Annotated in this window: 15 protein-coding genes; 11 read left to right on the top strand and 4 right to left on the bottom strand. The window is 71.3% G+C overall.

Features of this window, described 5'->3' with window-relative positions; translation table 11 throughout:
* Nucleotides 1–7 precede the first annotated feature (7 nt).
* The 3 genes from ilvD to IOD16_RS30070 form a co-directional block, all read right to left on the bottom strand.
* Nucleotides 8–1,852: a dihydroxy-acid dehydratase gene (gene ilvD / locus IOD16_RS30080; RefSeq protein WP_201437039.1), complete on the bottom strand. Its 1,845-nt coding sequence runs from the start codon at nt 1,850–1,852 to the stop codon at nt 8–10.
* Between the two features lie 82 nt (nt 1,853–1,934).
* The gene (locus IOD16_RS30075) at nt 1,935–2,378 is read right to left on the bottom strand and encodes a vitamin K epoxide reductase family protein (protein WP_201437037.1); all 444 of its coding nucleotides are present in this window, start codon (nt 2,376–2,378) and stop codon (nt 1,935–1,937) included.
* Nucleotides 2,375–2,824 carry a PH domain-containing protein gene (locus IOD16_RS30070; protein ID WP_236594469.1) on the bottom strand — a complete coding sequence of 150 codons (450 nt, stop codon included), beginning with the start codon at nt 2,822–2,824 and terminating at the stop codon, nt 2,375–2,377. The genes IOD16_RS30075 and IOD16_RS30070 overlap by 4 nt, the downstream gene beginning before the upstream one ends.
* 287 nt (nt 2,825–3,111) lie before the next feature.
* On the opposite strand from IOD16_RS30070, the gene IOD16_RS30065 reads away from it, so the two are divergent.
* The 11 genes from IOD16_RS30065 (at nt 3,112) to cimA (ending at nt 18,621) form a co-directional block, all read left to right on the top strand.
* Complete coding sequence (locus tag IOD16_RS30065; RefSeq protein WP_170185236.1) at nt 3,112–4,947, top strand: acetolactate synthase large subunit; 1,836 nt, start codon at nt 3,112–3,114, stop codon at nt 4,945–4,947.
* Between the two features lie 6 nt (nt 4,948–4,953).
* Nucleotides 4,954–5,460 (top strand): acetolactate synthase small subunit, encoded by a 507-nt coding sequence (ilvN, locus tag IOD16_RS30060; protein WP_123745876.1) that lies wholly within the window; start codon nt 4,954–4,956, stop codon nt 5,458–5,460.
* A gap of 31 nt (nt 5,461–5,491) precedes the next feature.
* Entirely contained in the window at nt 5,492–6,505 is a 1,014-nt protein-coding gene (gene ilvC / locus IOD16_RS30055) for a ketol-acid reductoisomerase (protein ID WP_123745877.1), read from the top strand.
* Nucleotides 6,506–6,568: 63 nt separating this feature from the next.
* Nucleotides 6,569–6,838 carry a DUF397 domain-containing protein gene (locus tag IOD16_RS30050; RefSeq protein WP_123745878.1) on the top strand — a complete coding sequence of 90 codons (270 nt, stop codon included), beginning with the start codon at nt 6,569–6,571 and terminating at the stop codon, nt 6,836–6,838.
* A 326-nt stretch (nt 6,839–7,164) separates the two neighbouring features.
* Nucleotides 7,165–8,754, top strand: coding sequence for a phosphoglycerate dehydrogenase (gene serA / locus IOD16_RS30045; protein WP_123745879.1), 1,590 nt, complete (start codon nt 7,165–7,167; stop codon nt 8,752–8,754).
* A 265-nt stretch (nt 8,755–9,019) separates the two neighbouring features.
* On the top strand, nt 9,020–12,361 hold the full coding sequence (locus IOD16_RS30040) for a S8 family peptidase (RefSeq protein WP_201437033.1): 3,342 nt from the start codon (nt 9,020–9,022) through the stop codon (nt 12,359–12,361).
* Nucleotides 12,362–12,589: 228 nt separating this feature from the next.
* Entirely contained in the window at nt 12,590–13,627 is a 1,038-nt protein-coding gene (locus IOD16_RS30035; protein WP_123745881.1) for a 3-isopropylmalate dehydrogenase, read from the top strand.
* A gap of 459 nt (nt 13,628–14,086) precedes the next feature.
* A complete protein-coding gene (locus IOD16_RS30030) occupies nt 14,087–15,094 on the top strand; it encodes a FecCD family ABC transporter permease (RefSeq protein WP_201441629.1) in 1,008 nt (335 codons plus the stop codon).
* The gene (locus IOD16_RS30025) at nt 15,094–15,831 is read left to right on the top strand and encodes a heme ABC transporter ATP-binding protein (protein WP_201437031.1); all 738 of its coding nucleotides are present in this window, start codon (nt 15,094–15,096) and stop codon (nt 15,829–15,831) included. Before IOD16_RS30030 ends, IOD16_RS30025 begins: the two co-directional genes overlap by 1 nt.
* 12 nt (nt 15,832–15,843) lie before the next feature.
* Nucleotides 15,844–16,821 carry an ABC transporter substrate-binding protein gene (locus IOD16_RS30020; RefSeq protein ID WP_201437029.1) on the top strand — a complete coding sequence of 326 codons (978 nt, stop codon included), beginning with the start codon at nt 15,844–15,846 and terminating at the stop codon, nt 16,819–16,821.
* Nucleotides 16,822–17,010: 189 nt separating this feature from the next.
* On the top strand, nt 17,011–18,621 hold the full coding sequence (cimA, locus tag IOD16_RS30015) for a citramalate synthase (protein ID WP_201437027.1): 1,611 nt from the start codon (nt 17,011–17,013) through the stop codon (nt 18,619–18,621).
* Here the strand turns inward: cimA and IOD16_RS30010 are convergent.
* The gene (locus IOD16_RS30010) at nt 18,602–19,231 is read right to left on the bottom strand and encodes a S1 family peptidase (protein WP_201437026.1); all 630 of its coding nucleotides are present in this window, start codon (nt 19,229–19,231) and stop codon (nt 18,602–18,604) included. The two genes, cimA and IOD16_RS30010, sit on opposite strands and share 20 nt — an antisense overlap.
* Nucleotides 19,232–19,245: the final 14 nt, after the last annotated feature.

Raw genomic sequence — 19,245 nt, 5'->3', positions numbered from 1 at the left:
CGGCCGGTTACTTGTCCGCGTCCCGCACCGCGCCCGTGGACGCGTCGGTCGCCATCCGGGCGTAGGCGCGCAGCGCCGCCGTCACCGGGCGGACCCGGTCGACCGGCTGCCACGGCCGCTCCGACGCCTCCATCTTGGCCCGCCGCTCGGCCAGCACGACGGGGTCCACCAGCAGCTCCAGCCGCCGCTCGTGGATGTCGATCACGATCCGGTCGCCGTCCTGGACGAGGCCGATCACGCCGCCGCCCGCCGCCTCCGGCGAGACGTGGCCGATGGACAGGCCCGACGTGCCGCCGGAGAACCGGCCGTCGGTGATCAGCGCGCACTTGCGGCCGAGGCCCGCGCCCTTCAGGAACGCGGTCGGGTGCAGCATCTCCTGCATGCCCGGACCGCCCGCCGGGCCCTCGTAGCGGACCACGAGCACGTCACCGGCCTGGATCTCCTTCTTCAGGATCGCCGAGACGGCCTCCTCCTGGGACTCGACCACCCGCGCCGGCCCCTCGAAGTGCCACAGCTCCTCGTCGATGCCCGCCGCCTTGATGACCGCGCCGCGCTCGGCCAGGTTGCCGTGCAGCACGGCCAGGCCGCCGTCCTTGGTGTAGGCGTGTTCGACGTCGCGGATGCAGCCGCCCGCCGCGTCCGTGTCCAGCTTCGACCACCGGTTGGCCGTGGAGAACGCCTCGGTGGTGCGCACCCCGCCGGGCGCCGCGTGGAACAGCTCGACCGCGCGCGGTGACGGCGACTCGGCGCGCACGTCCCACTGGCCCAGCCACGACGCCATGTCCGGGCTGTGCACGGTGCGCACGTCCTCGTTGAGCAGGCCGGCCCGCCACAGCTCGCCGAGCAGGGCCGGGATGCCGCCCGCCCGGTGCACGTCCTCCATGTGGTAGTCCGAGTTCGGCGACACCTTCGCCAGGCACGGCACGCGGCGGCTGAGCGCGTCGATGTCGGCCAGCGTGAAGTCGACCTCGCCCTCCCGCGCGGCGGCCAGGATGTGCAGCACGGTGTTCGTGGAGCCGCCCATCGCCATGTCCAGCGCCATGGCGTTCTCGAACGCCCGGCGGTTCGCGATCGAGCGAGGCAGCACCGACTCGTCGTCCTGCCCGTAGTACCGCTCGCACAGCTCCACGACCGTGCGGCCGGCCTCGGCGAACAGCTCGCGGCGGGCGGCGTGGGTGGCCAGCGTGGAGCCGTTGCCGGGCAGCGCCAGGCCCAGCGCCTCGGTGAGGCAGTTCATCGAGTTCGCGGTGAACATGCCCGAGCACGAGCCGCAGGTCGGGCAGGCCGACCGCTCGACCTCGGCCAACCCGGCGTCGTCCACGTCCGGCGAGGCGGACGCGGAGATCGCGGTGATCAGGTCGGTCGGCGCGACGGCGACGCCGTCCACCACGACCGCCTTGCCCGCCTCCATCGGCCCGCCCGAGACGAACACCACCGGGACGTTGAGCCGCATCGCCGCGTTGAGCATGCCGGGCGTGATCTTGTCGCAGTTGGAGATGCACACGATCGCGTCGGCCTGGTGCGCGTTGACCATGTACTCGACCGAGTCGGCGATGATCTCCCGCGACGGCAGCGAGTAGAGCATCCCGCTGTGCCCCATCGCGATGCCGTCGTCGACCGCGATCGTGTGGAACTCGCGCGGCACCCCGCCCGCCTCGCGGATCGCCTCGGCCACGATGTCCCCGAGGTCGCGCAGGTGCACGTGCCCCGGCACGAACTGCGTGTAGGAGTTGGCGATGGCCACGATCGGCTTGCCGAAGTCGCTGTCGGTCATGCCGGTCGCGCGCCAGAGCGCGCGTGCGCCCGCGGCGTTGCGGCCGTGGGTGGTGGTGCGGGAACGGAGCGGTGGCACGGCTCCTCCAGAAGTCTTTGCCAGACGATTTCGCGTACGACGCGCGCGGGGGTGTGGGGCGCGAGAGGTGGGGAGCGGTGCCTCAGAGGTTACTCCGCCGCAGCGCGCCCGTGACCAGGGCGGCGGCGAGCGCGAGCGTGATGACGTGCACAGCGGTGCACCAGAGGCAGATCTTCCCGATCAGCAGGAACTCGGCGGCCACCAGGTACACCACGAACAGCACGCCGACGCCGACGGCCACCAGCCGCGCCCAGTGCAGCGCCTCGCTGCGCCACGCGAAGGGCAGGCACGCGACGGTCATGAACGCGAAGAACGCGAGCCCCAGCACCGCGACCGGGATGCCGAGGAGCTCCGACTGCTCACTGGTGGTCACCGTGCCGCAGTCGATCACCTCGCCCTCGGCGCACAGCAGCGCGCCCGCGGTGAAGTGCGCGACGGTGAGGTAGGTCGACACCGCCAGGCCCGCCAGCGACAGCACCAGGCTGACGACCGGCAGCCGGCCGAAGGTCCGCGTGTTCGAACTCACTCCTCGGACCTTACGGGCGGCGGCGTGTCGTCCCGGTCAGGCCCGGAGGCCGCCCCGGCGGGGTCGCCGGCCTCGGCCGCGGCCGACGGGTCGGCCACCCGCCCGCCGCTGACCAGCGACAACGTCGGCAGGTGGGCGGCGCGGACGGCGGGCAGCCGGACGAGCGCGTCGTCGCGGAGCACCGCCGACAACCACCCCTTCGGTACCACCTTGATCGCCTTCACGTCCGACCACGGCACGACCCGCTTGCCGAACGTGCCGCGCGCCACGATCCGCTCGTCGTCCACGGTCGTCCGGTTGCGCACCACCCACCAGGCGAACGCGGCCGGCAGCAGGTAGAGGGCCTGGAGACCGGGCACGCCCCAGGCGACGGGGGTGGCGCAGATCGCCGCGGAACCGGCGGCGAGCAGGGCGGGCGTGGGGATGCGGAACACGGCTTTCGGCACGGTTCGAGATGCTGCCACCTCCTCGTCCGAGCGGGTGACCTCGCCCCGCGTCCACGCACGTGGGGCTTCCACCATCCGGGAGTGCCGTCCCGCACAGTTGACGCTCCACCCGCTTGACGGTTAACGTCAGGCCCATGCAGCGCAACCTCGTTCTCGTACTTCCCAGGCGCGTCGACGCCTAGGCATTCGAGCTTGCGTCGACGCGCGACCCTCGTACGACCCGTTCGGGTTGGCGAGGGTTTTTTCGTGCCCGGACCGTGCATTCTCCTTACCCACGAGGCAGACAGATGACCAGCGCAACCTCGCGACCGGCTCCCGGAGAGTCGTCGCCCCGCCCTGGACCGCGGCCGAAACCGGCCCCGCCGAGCGGCGCTCCCATCCGCGTGACCGGTGCCCAGTCCCTCGTCCGCTCGCTGGAGGCAGTGGGCTGCGAAGTGGTCTTCGGCATTCCCGGCGGCACGATCCTGCCTGCCTACGACCCGCTCCTCGACTCGACCAAGGTGCGGCACATCCTGGTCCGCCACGAGCAGGGCGCGGGTCACGCCGCGACCGGGTACGCCCAGGCCACCGGCAAGGTCGGCGTCTGCATGGCGACCTCGGGGCCGGGCGCGACGAACCTCGTCACGCCCCTCGCCGACGCCAACATGGACTCCGTCCCGGTGGTCGCCATCACCGGCCAGCAGTCCCGCCCCCTGATCGGCACCGACGCGTTCCAGGAAGCCGACATCTGCGGCATCACGATGCCGATCACCAAGCACAACTTCCTCGTCACCGACGCCGCGGACATCCCGCGCGCCGTCGCCGAGGCGTTCCACCTGGCCTCCACCGGCCGACCCGGCCCCGTCCTGGTGGACATCCCCAAGGACGTGCTCCAGGAGATGACCTCGTTCTCCTGGCCGCCGGAGCTGCGCCTGCCCGGTTACCGGCCGACGACCCGGCCGCACGGCAAGCAGGTGCGCGAGGCCGCGAAGCTGATCGCCGCGGCCCGCCGCCCCGTCCTGTACGTCGGCGGCGGCGTGATCAAGGCCGAGGCGTCGCCCGAGCTGCTCGAGCTGGCCGAGTCCACCGGCATCCCGGTGGTCACCACGCTGATGGCGCGCGGCGCGTTCCCCGACTCGCACCCGCAGCACATGGGCATGCCCGGCATGCACGGCACGGTCGGCGCGGTCGCCGCGATGCAGAAGTCGGACCTGCTGATCGCCCTCGGCGCGCGGTTCGACGACCGGGTCACCGGTCAGCTGGCCTCGTTCGCGCCGGACGCGCAGGTCGTGCACGCCGACATCGACCCGGCCGAGATCTCCAAGAACCGCCGCGCGGACGTGCCGATCGTCGGCGACTGCAAGGAGATCATCCGCGACCTGGTCGACGCGGTGCGCGCGGAGAAGGAGAACGCGACCCGCCCGGTCGACCTGGCGCCCTGGTGGGAGCAGCTCAACGCGCTGCGCGAGACGTTCCCGCTGGGCTACGACTGGCCCGAGGACGGCACGCTGTCCCCGCAGTACGTGATCGAGCGGATCGGCCTGCTGACCCCGCCGGACACCCTGTTCACCGCGGGTGTCGGCCAGCACCAGATGTGGGCCGCGCAGTTCGTGAAGTACGAGCGCCCGCGCACCTGGATCAACTCCGGCGGCCTCGGCACGATGGGCTACGCGGTGCCCGCCGCGATGGGCGCGAAGGCCGGCGTGCCGGACGTCCAGGTGTGGGCGATCGACGGCGACGGCTGCTTCCAGATGACCAACCAGGAGCTGGCCACCTGCGCCATCGAGGGCCTGCCGATCAAGGTCGCGGTCATCAACAACGGCAACCTGGGCATGGTCCGCCAGTGGCAGACGCTGTTCTACGGCGAGCGCTACTCCAGCACCGACCTGGGCACGCACAAGCACCGCATCCCCGACTTCAAGCTGCTCGCCGAGGCCTACGGCTGCGCGGGCCTGCGCGCCGAGTCGCGCGAGCAGGTCGACGCGGTCGTCCAGCAGGCCATGGAGATCAACGACCGGCCGGTCGTCATCGACTTCGTGGTCGGCAAGGACGCCCAGGTGTGGCCCATGGTGGCGGCCGGCACCGGCAACAGCGAGATCATGGCCGCGCGTGGCATCCGCCCGCTGTTCGACGAGGACGAGTGACCCGTGATGACTAGGCACACCCTGAGCGTTCTGGTCGAGGACAAGCCCGGTGTCCTCGCCCGTGTGGCGGGGCTGTTCTCGCGGCGCGGCTTCAACATCGAGTCGTTGGCCGTCGGCCGCACCGAGCACCCGGACATCTCCCGGATGACCATCGTGGTGTCGGTCGACGAGCTGCCGCTGGAGCAGGTCACCAAGCAGCTCAACAAGCTCGTCAACGTCATCAAGATCGTGGAGCTGGAGTCCGCCGCGTCCGTCCAGCGGCAGCTCCTGCTCGTCAAGGTGCGCGCCGACGCGACGGTGCGCAGCCAGGTCCTGGAGACGGTGCAGCTCTTCCGCGCGAAGGTCGTCGACGTCTCCCCGGAGGCGGTCACCGTCGAGGCCACCGGCACGTCTGAGAAGCTCGACGCGCTGCTGCGGATGCTGGAGCCCTACGGGCTCCGCGAGATCGTCCAGTCCGGCATGGTCGCCATCGGCCGTGGCGCCCGCTCCATCACCGCGACCGCGGTGCGCTGATTTTCCAGTTCCGAGGAAGGAAGTACCACCAGTGAGCGTCGAGATCTTCTACGACGACGATGCCGACCTGAGCATCATCCAGGGGCGCAAGGTCGCGGTCATCGGCTACGGCAGCCAGGGCCACGCGCACGCGCTGAGCCTGCGCGACTCGGGCGTCGACGTCCGGATCGGCCTGCCCGAGGGCTCCAAGTCCCGCGCCAAGGCCGAGGAGGAGGGCCTGCCGGTCGGCACCCCCGCCGAGGTCTCCGCCGAGGCCGACCTGATCATGATCCTGGCGCCGGACACCGCGCAGCGGCACATCTACGCCAACGACATCGCGCCGAACCTCAAGGACGGCGACGCGGTCTTCTTCGGCCACGGCTTCAACATCCGCTACGGCCTGATCACCGTGCCGTCCAATGTGGATGTCGCCATGGTCGCCCCGAAGGGCCCCGGCCACCTGGTGCGCCGCCAGTTCGTGGACGGCAAGGGCGTGCCCGCGCTGATCGCGGTCGAGCAGGACGCCTCCGGCACCGCGCAGGCGCTGGCGCTGTCCTACGCCAAGGGCATCGGCGGCACGCGCGCGGGCGTCATCAAGACCACGTTCAAGGAGGAGACCGAGACCGACCTGTTCGGTGAGCAGGCGGTGCTCTGCGGTGGCGCGTCGGCGCTGGTGCAGACCGGTTTCGAGGTGCTGACCGAGGCCGGCTACGCGCCCGAGGTCGCCTACTTCGAGTGCCTGCACGAGCTGAAGCTCATCGTGGACCTCATGTACGAGGGCGGCATCGCCCGCATGCGGTACTCGATCTCCGACACCGCCGAGTTCGGCGACCTCACCCGCGGCCCGCGCGTCATCACGCCGGGGGTCAAGGAGGAGATGCGCAAGATCCTGGGCGAGATCCAGGACGGCACCTTCGCCACCGAGTGGGTGAACGAGGACGACGCCGGCCGCGGCAACTACAAGAAGTTGCAGCAGGAGGGCGAGCAGCACCCGATCGAGGAGGTCGGCAAGAAGCTGCGGGGCCTCATGTCCTGGGTCGACCGCCCCATCACCGAAACGGCGTAAGATCAGCGGTTTTTTCACCGGGGCCCGCGGTTTCGACCGCGGGCCCCGGTATACCTAGGGCCCATGACCGACAGCGCGCCCATCTACGACGACAAGGCCCACGTCCGGGGCAACCTCGACCTCGGCGCGGCCGAGTGGATCCGCAGCGACGAGGGCGCGGAGGACGAGGAGGAGCACGTCGAGATCGCGTTCGTCGAGCACACCGACGGCGTGACCTACACGGCGATGCGCAACTCCGCGCACCCCGACGGCCCGGTGCTGGTGTTCACCCCCGCCGAGTGGGAGGCCTTCATCCTCGGCGTCAAGGACGGCGAGTTCGACGAACCCTGGTGACCCGCCCGAACGCACGACGCGCGCGACCCGAACGCCGGTACGCGCGAGAGTCCGACCTCCACACCGCGCGTGTCCTACGTCCGGAACGGCCGTGTCCTACGTTCGCGCACCCCGAGTTGAACGTTCGGCTCGGCGCGGTGGTCCAAGTAGGACGTGCGTACCGTGTTCCAGCAGGTGAAACGGGGCACCCGGGTGTCCACCACCGGTCGGGCGCTGACTATGCTCGTTAACAACCCGGACACATTGCCGTGGCCGGCCGGCGCGGGTGACGACCTGCTCGACGGCCCCGCGCTCCCCACCCGTTCACACCTCCGGGAGCGACGTCCGTGACCAAGCCCGTTGTGCTCATCGCCGAGAAGCTCGCACCGTCCGTTCTCGACGTCTTCGGTGATGGCATCGAGGTGCGCCACGTCGACGGCACCGACCGTCCCGCGCTGCTCGAAGCCGTCGCCGACGCCGACGCACTCCTGGTCCGTTCCGCCACGAAGGTGAACGCCGAGGTCTTCAAGGCCACCACCAAGCTGAAGGTCGTCGCCCGCGCGGGCGTGGGGCTCGACAACGTCGAGGTGCCCGCCGCCACCGAGCGCGGCGTCATGGTGGTCAACGCGCCCACCTCGAACATCGTCAGCGCCGCCGAGCACGCGGTCGCCCTGCTGCTCGCCACCGCGCGCCAGATCCCGGCCGCGCACGCCACGCTGCAGGAGCACGAGTGGAAGCGCAGCAAGTTCAACGGCGTCGAGGTGCAGGGCAAGACCGTCGGCGTGGTGGGCCTGGGCAAGATCGGCCAGCTGTTCGCCGCGCGCATCGCGGCCTTCGGCACCGAGCTCATCGCCTACGACCCGTACGTCAGCGCCGCCCGCGCCGCGCAGCTCGGCATCGAGCTGGTGACGCTGGAGGAGCTGCTGGAGCGCGCCGACTTCATCTCCATCCACCTGCCGAAGACCCCGGAGACCAAGGGCCTGATCGGCGCCGAGCAGCTGGCCAAGGCCAAGCGCGGCGTGATCATCGTCAACGCGGCCCGCGGCGGTCTGATCGACGAGGAGGCGCTGGCCGAGGCCGTGAAGGAGGGCCAGGTCGGCGGCGCGGGCATCGACGTGTTCTCCACCGAGCCCACCACCGAGAGCCCGCTGTTCGGCCTGCCGAACGTCGTCGTCACCCCGCACCTGGGCGCGTCCACCACGGAGGCGCAGGACCGGGCGGGCACGGACGTGGCCAAGTCGGTGCTGCTGGCGCTGGCCGGCGACTTCGTGCCGGACGCGGTGAACGTGCAGGGCGGCGGCGTGGTCGGCGAGGAGGTCCGCCCGTACCTACCGCTGGTGCAGAAGCTCGGCACGGTGGTCGCGGCGCTGAGCGCGAAGGCCCCGACGAGCGTCACCGTCGAGGTGCGCGGCGAGCTGTCCAACGAGGACGTGGCGGTGCTGCCGCTGGCCGCGCTGCGCGGCGTGTTCTCCAGCGTGGTCGAGGAGCAGGTCACCTTCGTCAACGCGCCGGCGCTGGCCACCTCGCTGGGCGTGAGCGTCGACCTGGTCAAGGAGCCGGAGAGCGCCAACCACCGCAGCCTGGTCACGGTGCGCGCGGTGCAGGCGGACGGCGCGGTCATCACGGTGTCGGGCACGCTCACGGGCCTGGACCAGGTGGAGAAGCTGGTCGGCATCAACGACCGCGGCTTCGACCTGCGCGCCGAGGGCAACGTGCTGCTGCTGGAGTACCCGGACCGGCCGGGCGTGATGGGCGCGGTCGGCACGCTGCTCGGCGAGGCGGGCGTGAACGTCGAGGCCGCCCAGATCAGCCAGACCAAGGACGGCGCGGACGCGTTCATGCTGCTGCGCGTCGACCGCCCGGTGGACACCGCGGTGCTCGACCCGATCGGCGCGGCCGTCGGTGCGCGCACGGTGCGCGCGGTCAACTTCGAGTGACCGGTTAGTCCCTGGAACGGAGTAACGCCGCCGAGACTTGTCGATGTATATCGTCGCAGGTCTCGGCGGTGTCACATTCACCGTTAGTTGTCAAAACTGTGGTTGCCATCACTCGTTCGGGCTAACTGATCGGCTCGATCGAGCGATTAGGTTCCTCGCACGAGGTTGACCCGGTGCCGTAGAGGGCACGGCACCACGCGGGCAGTGCCCCCACTGGAGATGACGCTGCCTGCCCGGTCGAATCCGACCTCGCTTGGGGCACGTTGTGAGCCGATCTCGCGTTGTCGCCAGATCTGCCGTACCGGTGTTGGCGGCGATACTCGTCGCCGGGGCCACCGCCGGTACCGCACTGGCCGCGGAAGATCCACTGGCACCGTCCGTCGCGAACGCGCGCGGTCTGGATGCGGGCAAGTTGCAGTTGAAGGTGTCCGACCGGCTGACGGCCGCCAAGGGCAGGGTCACCGCGTTCGTGGAGCTGGAGGCCAAGCCGGCCGTCGACACGTTCGCCGAGAAGACCAGCCAGGGCGCGACGAAGCAGCAGGCCAAGGACGCCGCCAAGGCCACGAAGAACGACACCGGTCGGGTCACCGACGTCGTCGTGGACGCCTTGAAGGGCAAGGACTCCGCCACCAAGGAGCTGTTCCGCACCGCCAACGGCGTGCCCGGCGTGGTCGTGCGGGCCGACGCCGCGAAGGTGCGCGAGCTGGCCCAGCGCGCGGACGTGAAGTCCGTGCGCACCGTGGTGCCGAAGTCCCGCCAGAACTCCACCGCCGTGCAGCTGACGAACACGCTCAAGGCGTGGCAGGAGTACGGCAAGCTCGGCGACGACACCCGCATCGGCATCATCGACACGGGCATCGACTACACCCACAGCGACTTCGCGGGCCCCGGCACCATCGAGGCCTTCCAGGCGATCGACGAGACCAAGGTCGACGCCTCGTACTTCCCGACCCCCAAGGTGGTCGGCGGCTACGACTTCGTCGGCAACGCCTACGACGGCGAGAGCGACGACCCGGCGGTCAACACCCCGAAGCCGGACCCGAACCCGCTCGACTGCAACGGCCACGGCTCGCACGTCGCCGGCACTGCGGCGGGCTTCGGCGTCAACGCCGACGGCTCCACCTTCAAGGGCGACTACACCAAGCTCACCCCCGAAGCGCTGGACGCCATGCGGATCGGTCCCGGCACCGCGCCGAAGGGCTTGCTGTACGCGCTGAAGGTCTTCGGCTGCGAGGGCTCGACCAACGTCACCTCGCAGGCCTTGGACTGGGCGCTCGACCCCGACGGCGACGGCGACTTCTCCGACCACCTCGACGTGGTCAACCTGTCGCTCGGCTCCGACTACGGCGCCCCGGACGACCCGGACAGCCTGTTCGTGCGCAAGCTCAACGCCACCGGCGTGCTGACCGTGTTCTCCGCGGGCAACGGCGGCGACCTGTACGACATCGGCGGCTCGCCGGGCAGCACCCCCGAGGCGCTGACCGTGGCCAGCACCCGCGACTCGTACGTGCTGCGCGACGCGGTCGAGGTGACCGCGCCCGGCAGCGTCGCGGGCCGCAAGCCCGGCCAGTACAGCGTGGCGTTCAACTACGAGGGCCTGAACCTCACCGCCCCGGTCGTGGGGATGGGCGACGCGGCCAACAAGGACGGCTGCCTGCCGTTCTCAGCCGCGGACAAGGCCGCCGTCGCGGGCAAGATGGTGTGGCTGGAGTGGGACGACAACGACGCCACGCGTCGCTGCGGCTCGGTCGGCCGGACCAACAACGCCACCGCCGCCGGCGCCGTCGGCGCGGTGTTCACCTCGAACCTGGAGCACTTCAACGCGGGCATCTCCGGCAACGCGACGATCCCGGTCTTCCAGCTGACCGGCTCGGCGACCACCGCCCTGCGCCCGGCGCTGGCGGCGGGCACGCTCGTCGTCCGCCAGGCGGGCGCGCTGCGCACCTCGCTGCCCACGTTCGACCAGTCCATCAGCGACACCCCGAGCTCGTTCACCTCGCGTGGCGTGCGCGGCCCGGTCGTGAAGCCGGACGTGGCCGCGCCCGGTGACACCATCGCCTCCGCGCTGGTCGGCTCGGGCAACCAGACGATGGTCAACTCCGGCACGTCGATGGCCGCGCCGCACATCACCGGCATCGCCGCGCTCGTGCGCCAGGTCCACCCGGACTGGACGCCCGAAGAGGTCAAGGCCGCGGTCATGAACACCGCCGGCCACGACGTGAAGGCCGACGGCAAGACCTACGCGCCCAACCGCGTCGGCGCCGGCCGCGTCGACGGCAAGGCCGCGGTCGAGAACCAGGTCCTCGCCTACGTGCAGGACAACCCGGGCGCGGTGTCCGCGTCGTTCGGCACGGTCGAGGTGGCCGCGCCGGTCAGCCTCACCAAGACCATCAAGGTGGTCAACAAGTCCACCAAGTGGGTGGACTACACCGTGGGCTACGAGGCGCTGACCCAGATCCCGGGTGTGCGCTACGAGCTGTCCGCGAACACCGTGCGGCTCAGCCCGCGCGGCATCGCCCGGGTCACCGTCACGCTGAAGATCGACGACCCGGCGGCGCTGCGCAAGACCGTCGACCCGACGATCGAGGCGAACCACCTCGACGTGCCGCGCCAGTACCTGGCCGACGCGTCGGGCCGGGTCGTGCTCACGCCGACGTCCGGTTCGTCCGTCGCGCTGAGGGTGCCGGTGTACTCCGCGCCGAAGCCGGTGGCCGACATCGCGGTGGCCAACAACGTGCGCATCGGCGGCAAGGGCCAGGGCGTGCTGAACCTGACCGGCCGGGGCGTCGACCAGGGCGGCTACCGCTCCCTGGTGAGCGTGCTGGAGCTGCAGGCGTCCTCGCCGCAGCTGCCGGAGTGCCGCCGCAACGTCACCGACAACTGCGTGCTGAACGACACCGCCAAGGGCGGCGACCTGCGGCACGTGGGCGTCGCCTCGACCGCGCCGCTGGCGAAGGCGCAGGGCACGCCGGAGAACGCGCTGCTCGCGTTCGGCCTCTCGACCTGGGGCAACTGGTACAACCTGGGCAGCAACACCATCCCGTTCGTCGACATCGACACCAACGGTGACGGCACGTTCGACTACGAGGTGTACGCGACCAAGCTGACCGACACCGACCTGCTGGTCGCGGCCACGGTGGACCTGAGCACGGGCGCCACGGTCGACCTCCAGGGCGTCAACGGCCAGTTCGGCGACGTCGACACGAACGTGTTCGACACGAACGTGGTGGTCCTGCCCGTGCTGCTGTCGGCGCTGGGCATCGACGCCTCGGCGGACACCTCGCGGATCAGCTACCAGGTCGGCGTGGCCGGCTTCTACGTCGCGCCGGGCACGTCCAACGGCCTGGTCGACGCGATCCCGAACGCGCTGTCGTTCGACCCGCTCAAGCCGGGCCTGTGGGTGCAGGGCGGTGGCGACGCCGCGCTGTCCTACCAGGCGCGTCCGGCCACCGCGCTGGTGGTCAACCACGACGCGGCCGCCGCGGCGGCCGACGGCGCGGACAGCCTGCTGGTCCTGCACCACCACAACGCCTCGGGTGACCGGGCGGACGTGGTGAAGATCCGGGCGAAGACGACGGTCGGCCCGGCCGTCCGCTCAGTGGCCTGATCGACGTGCACCGCTCTGGCCGGTCGGGGGTTGCCCCGGCCGGCCAGAGCCGTTTAAGCGCATCGGGTGACGACCGAACGGGTGCACTGGACCGTTCGGGTGTCCCGCAGTCCGGGAGATATGACCACGGAGGGGTGTTCCGAGTGCGGTTTCGCCGCCTCGGACCGGTAGCCTTTCGCAAAGGAAACTAGTCCCGCGCAATGGGACTTATACCTGGGAGGTGTGTGGATGCGGCTCGCAGTGATCCCAGGAGACGGGATCGGGCCCGAGGTCGTCGCCGAGGCCCTGAAGGTGCTCGGTGAGGTCGTTCCAGCGGCTGAGATCACCCGCTACGACCTCGGCGCGGCGCGCTGGCACGCCACAGGTGAGTTGCTGCCGGAGTCCGTGCTGGGGGAACTCCGTCAACACGACGCGATCCTGCTCGGCGCCGTGGGCGACCCGTCGGTGCCGAGCGGAATCCTGGAACGCGGCCTGTTGCTGCGGCTCCGGTTCGAGCTCGACCACCACGTGAACCTGCGCCCGGCGCGGCTCTACCCCGGCGTGCGCAGCCCGATCGCCGACCCGCCCGAGATCGACATGGTGGTGGTGCGCGAGGGCACGGAGGGCCTGTACGCCGGCAACGGCGGCCTCTTGCGCAAGGACACGCCGCACGAGATCGCGACCGAGGTGTCGATCAACACCTCGTTCGGCGTGGAGCGGGTGGTGCGCGACGCGTTCGCCCGTGCCGCGAACCGGCCGCGCAAGCACCTCACGCTCGTGCACAAGACCAACGTGCTCACGCACGCCGGGTCGTTGTGGTCGCGCGTGGTGGAGGAGGTGTCGTTGCAGCACCCGGACGTGACGGTGGCCTACCAGCACGTGGACGCGGCGACGATCCACCTGGTGACCGACCCGGGCCGGTACGACGTGATCGTGACGGACAACCTGTTCGGCGACATCCTGACCGACCTGGCGGCGGCCGTGACCGGCGGCATCGGGCTGGCGGCGTCGGGCAACCTCGACGTGACCAGGCGCAACCCGAGCATGTTCGAGCCGGTGCACGGCAGCGCGCCGGACATCGCCGGGCAGGGCATCGCCGACCCGACGGCCGCGGTGCTGTCGGTGGCGCTGATGCTCGACCACCTGGGCGAGTCGGAAGCCGCTCGGCGGATCGAGGCCTCCGTGGCCTTCGACCTGGCGACTCGCGACCACTCGTCGCCGGGCGCCACCTACGCGGTGGGCGACCGCCTGGCCGCCCTGGTCTCCTCGAACGTGAGGACGGGCTGACCGGCGGGAGCCCCACCTCCGGGGCGCGCGTGTCCTACGTCCGGAACACGCGTGTCCTGCGTTCGGAACACCCGAGTTGACCGCTCGGCACACGTGATCAGGGCCACCACGGCGACGTCGTGGTGGCCCTGACCGCGTGACGGGCCGTATGGTCGCCGGTGCCGCCCGTGGGGGAAGTCCGGTCGAATTCCGGCGCTGACCCGCAACGGTAGGCCGAGTGCTGCACCAGGCTCGGCGAGCCCGATCACCCGTGGGCGGTGGGAAGAAGCTCCAACTCCTGCCGTGGTCTGCGGGACGGGTGCGCCGGCCTGCCGCGAGCGGGTGCGGGTGGCCGGTCTGGGCCACCCGTCCGAAAGGCGACCGGTGACCTCCACCAGCAACCGGGGCACGGCCGACCGCACCCCGCCGCCGACACCGCGCACCCCGCAGTCGACGCCGCGCCGCCCGCCCACCACGGGCCTGTGCCTCGTCCTCACCGCCGTCCTCGCCGCCTCGGTCGTCGCCGGCGTCGCGCTCGGCCCGGTGAACGTCCCGTTCGGCGACGTCCTCCGCTTCCTCGGCGCCGCGCTCACCGGCGGCACGATCGACGCCGCCGAAGCGGGCCCCTACCGGATCGTGTGGGACATCCGGCTGCCCCGCGTCCTGCTCGCCGCCGTCGTCGGCGCGGGCCTGTCCGTGGTCGGCGTCGCCATCCAGGCCATGGTCCGCAACGCCCTGGCCGACCCGTACGTGCTGGGCATCTCCTCCGGCGCGAGCGTCGGCGCCACCGCCGTCGTGACCACGGGCCTGTTCGCCTCGCTCGGCGTCTACGCCCTGTCCACGGCCGCGTTCCTCGCCGCGCTCGCCGCGATGGCCCTGGTCTACGTGGTCGCCGGCCGCGACCTCGCCCCGCTGCGCCTGGTGCTCACCGGCACCGCCCTGGCCTACGGCTTCTCGGCCGTCGCCATGCTGCTGGTCTTCCAGTCGCCCCGCGGCGAGGCCGCCCGCGCCGCGATGTTCTGGCTGCTCGGCAGCCTCGGCGGCGTCACGTGGGGCTCGCTGCCGGTCGCCGCCGCGGTCGTGCTGGCCGGCGTCGCCTACCTGCGGACCCGCGCCAAGCACCTCAACGCCCTGTCCATGGGCGACGAGACCGCCACCACCCTCGGCATCGACGTCTCCCGCACCCGCAAGGCGCTGTTCGGCGTCACGGCCGCCATGACCGGTGTGCTGGTCGCGGTCAGCGGCGCGGTCGGGTTCGTGGGCCTCATGCTGCCGCACCTGGTCCGCCTCACGGTCGGCGCGGACCACCGCAAGGTGCTCGCCGTCGCGCCGCCGGCGGGCGCGTGCTTCCTCATCTGGGTGGACGTCGCCGCACGGCTGCTGGCCGCGCCCGAGGAGCTGCCGCTCGGCGTCATCACGGCCGCGCTGGGCGTGCCGTGCTTCATCCTGCTGATGCGCCGCCGCGGCTACGTCTTCGGCGGTCGCTGATGGACGTCCGGCTGGAGAACCTCGCCGTCACCGACATCCTCCACGGCGTCGACCTGCACGCGCCGGCGCACGAGGTGCACGGCATCGTCGGGCCCAACGGCAGCGGCAAGTCCACCACGTTGCGCTGCGTGTACCGGGCGCTCGCGCCGTCCGGGGGAGTGGTCCGCCTCGGCGGCCGGGACATCGCCGCGATGAAGGTCCGCGACACCGCCGGACACCTCGCCGCGCTCACCCAGGACAGCCGCGTCGAGTTCGACTTCACGGTCACCGAGGTCGTCGCGATGGGCCGCCTCCCGCACCGCTCCACCCCCGACCGCGACGACGAGGTGGTGGCCGGGGCACTGTCCCGGGTGGACGCCTCGCACCTCGCCCACCGGGGTTTCCTCAGCCTCTCCGGCGGCGAGCGCCAGCGCGTGCTCATCGCCCGCGCCCTCGCCCAGGAGCCGCAGGTGCTGGTCCTGGACGAACCCACCAACCACCTCGACATCAGCCACCAGCTCGCGGTCCTCTCGCTGGTCCGGAGCCTGGACGTGACCGTCCTCGCGGTCCTGCACGACCTCAACCTCGCCGCCGCCTACTGCGACCGCCTGCACGTGCTCGACCGCGGCCGGGTGGTGCGCAGCGGCAAACCGGACGAAGTGCTCACCCCCGAAGTGCTGCGCGAGGTCTTCCACGTCCGCGCGCACGTCGTCCGCCACCCCACCAGCGGCGCGCCGCAGCTGCTGTTCGAGCACTAGGAGCCCACCGAAGTGAAGAAGTTCGTCGCCCTCGCCCTCCTCCTCACGACGGGTTGCGGCGCGCAGATCACGCCGACCGCCGCCACCGACGCGGTCACCGTCACCAACTGCGGCCAGGAGGTCTCGTACGCCAGACCGTCCCGGGTGGTCACCAACGACACCGGCATCGCCGAGCTCATGTTCGCCCTCGGCCTCGGCGACCGGATGGCCGGTTACGTGATCGGCGGCGGCCAGGCGCGCGACGTCGCCTCGTCGCCGTGGAAAGCGGACTTCGACCGCGTGCCGAACCTCGGCGAGCAGATCACCAAGGAGCTGGTCCAGGGCGCCGGGGCGGACTTCGTCTTCGCGGGCTGGAACTACGGCTTCTCCGAGGCCACCGGCTTCACGCCGGACGCCCTCGACGACCTCGGCATCGCCACCTACCAGCTCACCGAGGCGTGCCGCAACGGCGTCGGCAAGCAGCGCGGCATCATGCCGCCGCTGGACGCCCTCTACACCGACCTGCGCAACCTCGGCCGCGTCTTCGGGGTGCAGGAGAAGGCCGAGGCCCTCATCGCGGGCTACCGCAAGCAGGTGCAGGACGCCGAGGCGCTGGTCGAGGGGCGCCGGCCGAAGGTGTTCCTCTACGACAGCGGCCTCGACCAGCCGTTCACGTCGGGCCGCAACGCCGCGCCGCACGACATCATCGGCAAGGCGGGCGGCGACAACATCTTCGGCGACCTCGACGACAGCTGGACCACGGTCGGCTGGGAGGCCGTCGTGGACCGCGCGCCGGACGTCGTCCTGATCAACGACTACGCCGACGGCGAGGCGACCACACCGGACGAGAAGCGGGCGTTCCTGGCGTCCTACCCGCCGCTGGCCGACGTGCCCGCCATCAAGGCCGGGCGCTTCTTCGTGCTGCCGTACGCGGCCCTGGTGGAGAGCCCTCGCAACCCCGCCGCGATCGAGGCGTTCGCCAGGTTCCTGGTCGATAGCTACCACCCATGATGTGGGACGACCCGTCCGTGGCTTGGTATCCGCGGACGGGTTGTGGCACCATCGGCGACGTGGCTCTCCACACCGCGACCATTATTTCCCAGCGCGTCGGGTAGTGCTCCCTCGAAGCACCCGACGCGCCGACCTCTCGCATCCTGCGGGGGGTCTTTTTGTTTTCTCCAGACCCCCAGGAGCCCTCTCGTGACCCCCCTCGGCGATTCATTCCACGTCTTCGACACGACCTTGCGGGACGGTGCCCAGCGCGAGGGCATCTCCTACTCGGTCAACGACAAGCTGGCCGTCGCCCGCCTGCTCGACTCGCTCGGCGTCGGCTTCATCGAGGGTGGCTGGCCGGGCGCCATGCCGAAGGACACGGAGTTCTTCGCCAGGGCCGCGGCGGGGGAGCTGACGCTCAAGCACGCGCAGCTCGTCGCGTTCGGCTCCACCCGCAAGGCGGGCGTCAAGGTCGAGGAGGACGCGCAGGTCAGGGCGCTGCTGGAGGCCCGGACGCCGGTCGTGACGCTGGTCGCCAAGTCCGACCGCAGGCACATCGAGAAGGCCCTGCGCACCGACGTGGCGGAGAACTGCGCGATGGTCCGCGACACCGTGGCCTTCCTGGTCGACGAGGGCCGCCGGGTCTTCCTCGACGCCGAGCACTTCTTCGACGGCTTCGCCCACGACCCCGACACTTCGCTGCGGGTGCTGGAGTCCGCAGTGGAGGGTGGCGCGGACGTCGTCGTGCTGTGCGACACCAACGGCGGCCAACTGCCCCTGGGCCTGGCCGAGACCGTCGCCGACGTGGTCGCCCGCACGGGCTTCCGGGTCGGCATCCACTGCCAGGACGACACGTCCTGCGCGGTGGCCAACACCATCGCCGCGGTGCAGGCGGGGGCGACCCACGTCCAGTGCACCGCCAACGGCTACGGCGAGCGGGCGGGCAACGCGGACCTGTTCGCCGTCGTCGGGAACCTCGTGACCAAGCTGGGCCTGCAGGTGCTACCGCACGAGTCGCTGGCCGAGCTCACCCGGGTCTCCCACGCGTTGGCCGAGATCGCGAACATCGCGCCCGACACCCACCAGGCCTACGTCGGGTCGTCGGCCTTCGCCCACAAGGCGGGGCTGCACGCGAGCGCGATCAAGGTGGACCCGGAGCTGTACAACCACATCGATCCGGACACCGTCGGCAACGACATGCGGGTGCTGGTCACCGAGATGGCGGGTCGGGCCAGTCTCGAGCTCAAGGGACGTGAGTTCGGGATCGACCTGACCCGCCGGCCCGACGCGCTCACCAACGTGGTGCGCAAGGTCAAGGAGCTGGAGGCGGGCGGCTGGTCGTTCGAGGCCGCCGACGCCTCCCTGGAACTGCTCCTCAAGGCGGAGATGTCCGACCTGGACGCGCCGCCGTTCACGCTCGAGTCGTACCGCGTCGTGCTCGACCACCACCAGGACGGCTCGATCGTGTCCGAGGCCACGGTCAAGGTGCACGTGGCGGGCGAGCGCGTCATCGCCACCGCCGAGGGCAACGGCCCGGTGCACGCGCTGGACGCGGCGTTGCGCAAGGCGCTGCTGCCCCACCTGTCGTGGTTGGACGTGGTGGAGCTGAACGACTACAAGGTGCGCATCCTCCCCGGTTCCCACAACTCGGCCGAGCACGGCACCGACGCCGTCACCCGCGTCCTGGTGGAGACCTCCGACGGCGAGCGCGAGTGGACCACCGTGGGCGTGCACGGCAACATCGTCGAGGCCAGTTGGCTCGCCCTGTGCGACGCGCTCGTGCACAAGGCGCTGCGGGTCAGCCCGTCACCAGCGTGAACCCGTTCTCGGCCAGGATGCGGTTGAGCGGGTAGAAGAAGGACGAGCCGCCGACCGAGCAGTTGCCGCTGCCGCCGAGCGAGTGCCCCTGGGCCTGCGAGCCGGTGAACACCGGGGCCCACTGGTCACCGGGCTCGGTGCACACCGTCGTCCGCGTCAACCCGTAGACGACCCCCTCCGGGTAGTTGACGGTCACGTTCTTGGCCTGCACGGCGCCGCACCGCAACCCGGTGGTGCGGCCCGCCGCGCAGACCTGGCCGCCGACGGGCGTCTCCGCCGAGCCGGTGATGGTGCCGGACCGACCGGCGATGGTGGGCCGCTGGACCCAGGCCGCGGTGTTGGTGATCCGGACGACCGCGTAGGTCGTCCGGACCGCGACGATCGGGCCTATGTCCACCATGCCGGGGCCGCGGACGGTGGTGCCGACCGTCCCGCAGGACGGCGACACGAGCAGGTGGCCGCGGACGTTGAAGCCGTTGGCGCAGCGCGCGCCGTTGGCCGGGTAGAGGGCGGTGCCGGCCTCCAGCGGGGTCGGCAGCGCGGCGGTGGCCGCCGCGGCGGGCGCGGCCGCGGCGACGAGCAGGGTCAGGACGAGCAGCAGGGTTCGCATCCCTCCGACGCTAG

Source organism: Saccharothrix sp. 6-C, assembly GCF_016695385.1.
GTDB classification, from domain to species: Bacteria; Actinomycetota; Actinomycetes; order Mycobacteriales; family Pseudonocardiaceae; genus Actinosynnema; species Actinosynnema texasense.
The sequence above is the reverse complement of the archived record's forward strand: the minus strand, read 5'-3'. Positions and strand labels throughout refer to the sequence as shown.

Bases quoted from the DNA above. Each gene is read 5' to 3' on its own strand.
- IOD16_RS30065 (WP_170185236.1), top strand. From the start codon at position 3,112: ATGACCAGCGCAACCTCGCGACCGGCTCCCGGAGAGTCGTCGCCCCGC.
- ilvN (WP_123745876.1), top strand. From the start codon at position 4,954: ATGACTAGGCACACCCTGAGCGTTCTGGTCGAGGACAAGCCCGGTGTC.
- IOD16_RS30050 (WP_123745878.1), top strand. From the start codon at position 6,569: ATGACCGACAGCGCGCCCATCTACGACGACAAGGCCCACGTCCGGGGC.
- IOD16_RS30035 (WP_123745881.1), top strand. From the start codon at position 12,590: ATGCGGCTCGCAGTGATCCCAGGAGACGGGATCGGGCCCGAGGTCGTC.
- IOD16_RS30025 (WP_201437031.1), top strand. From the start codon at position 15,094: ATGGACGTCCGGCTGGAGAACCTCGCCGTCACCGACATCCTCCACGGC.
- IOD16_RS30010 (WP_201437026.1), bottom strand. From the start codon at position 19,231: ATGCGAACCCTGCTGCTCGTCCTGACCCTGCTCGTCGCCGCGGCCGCG.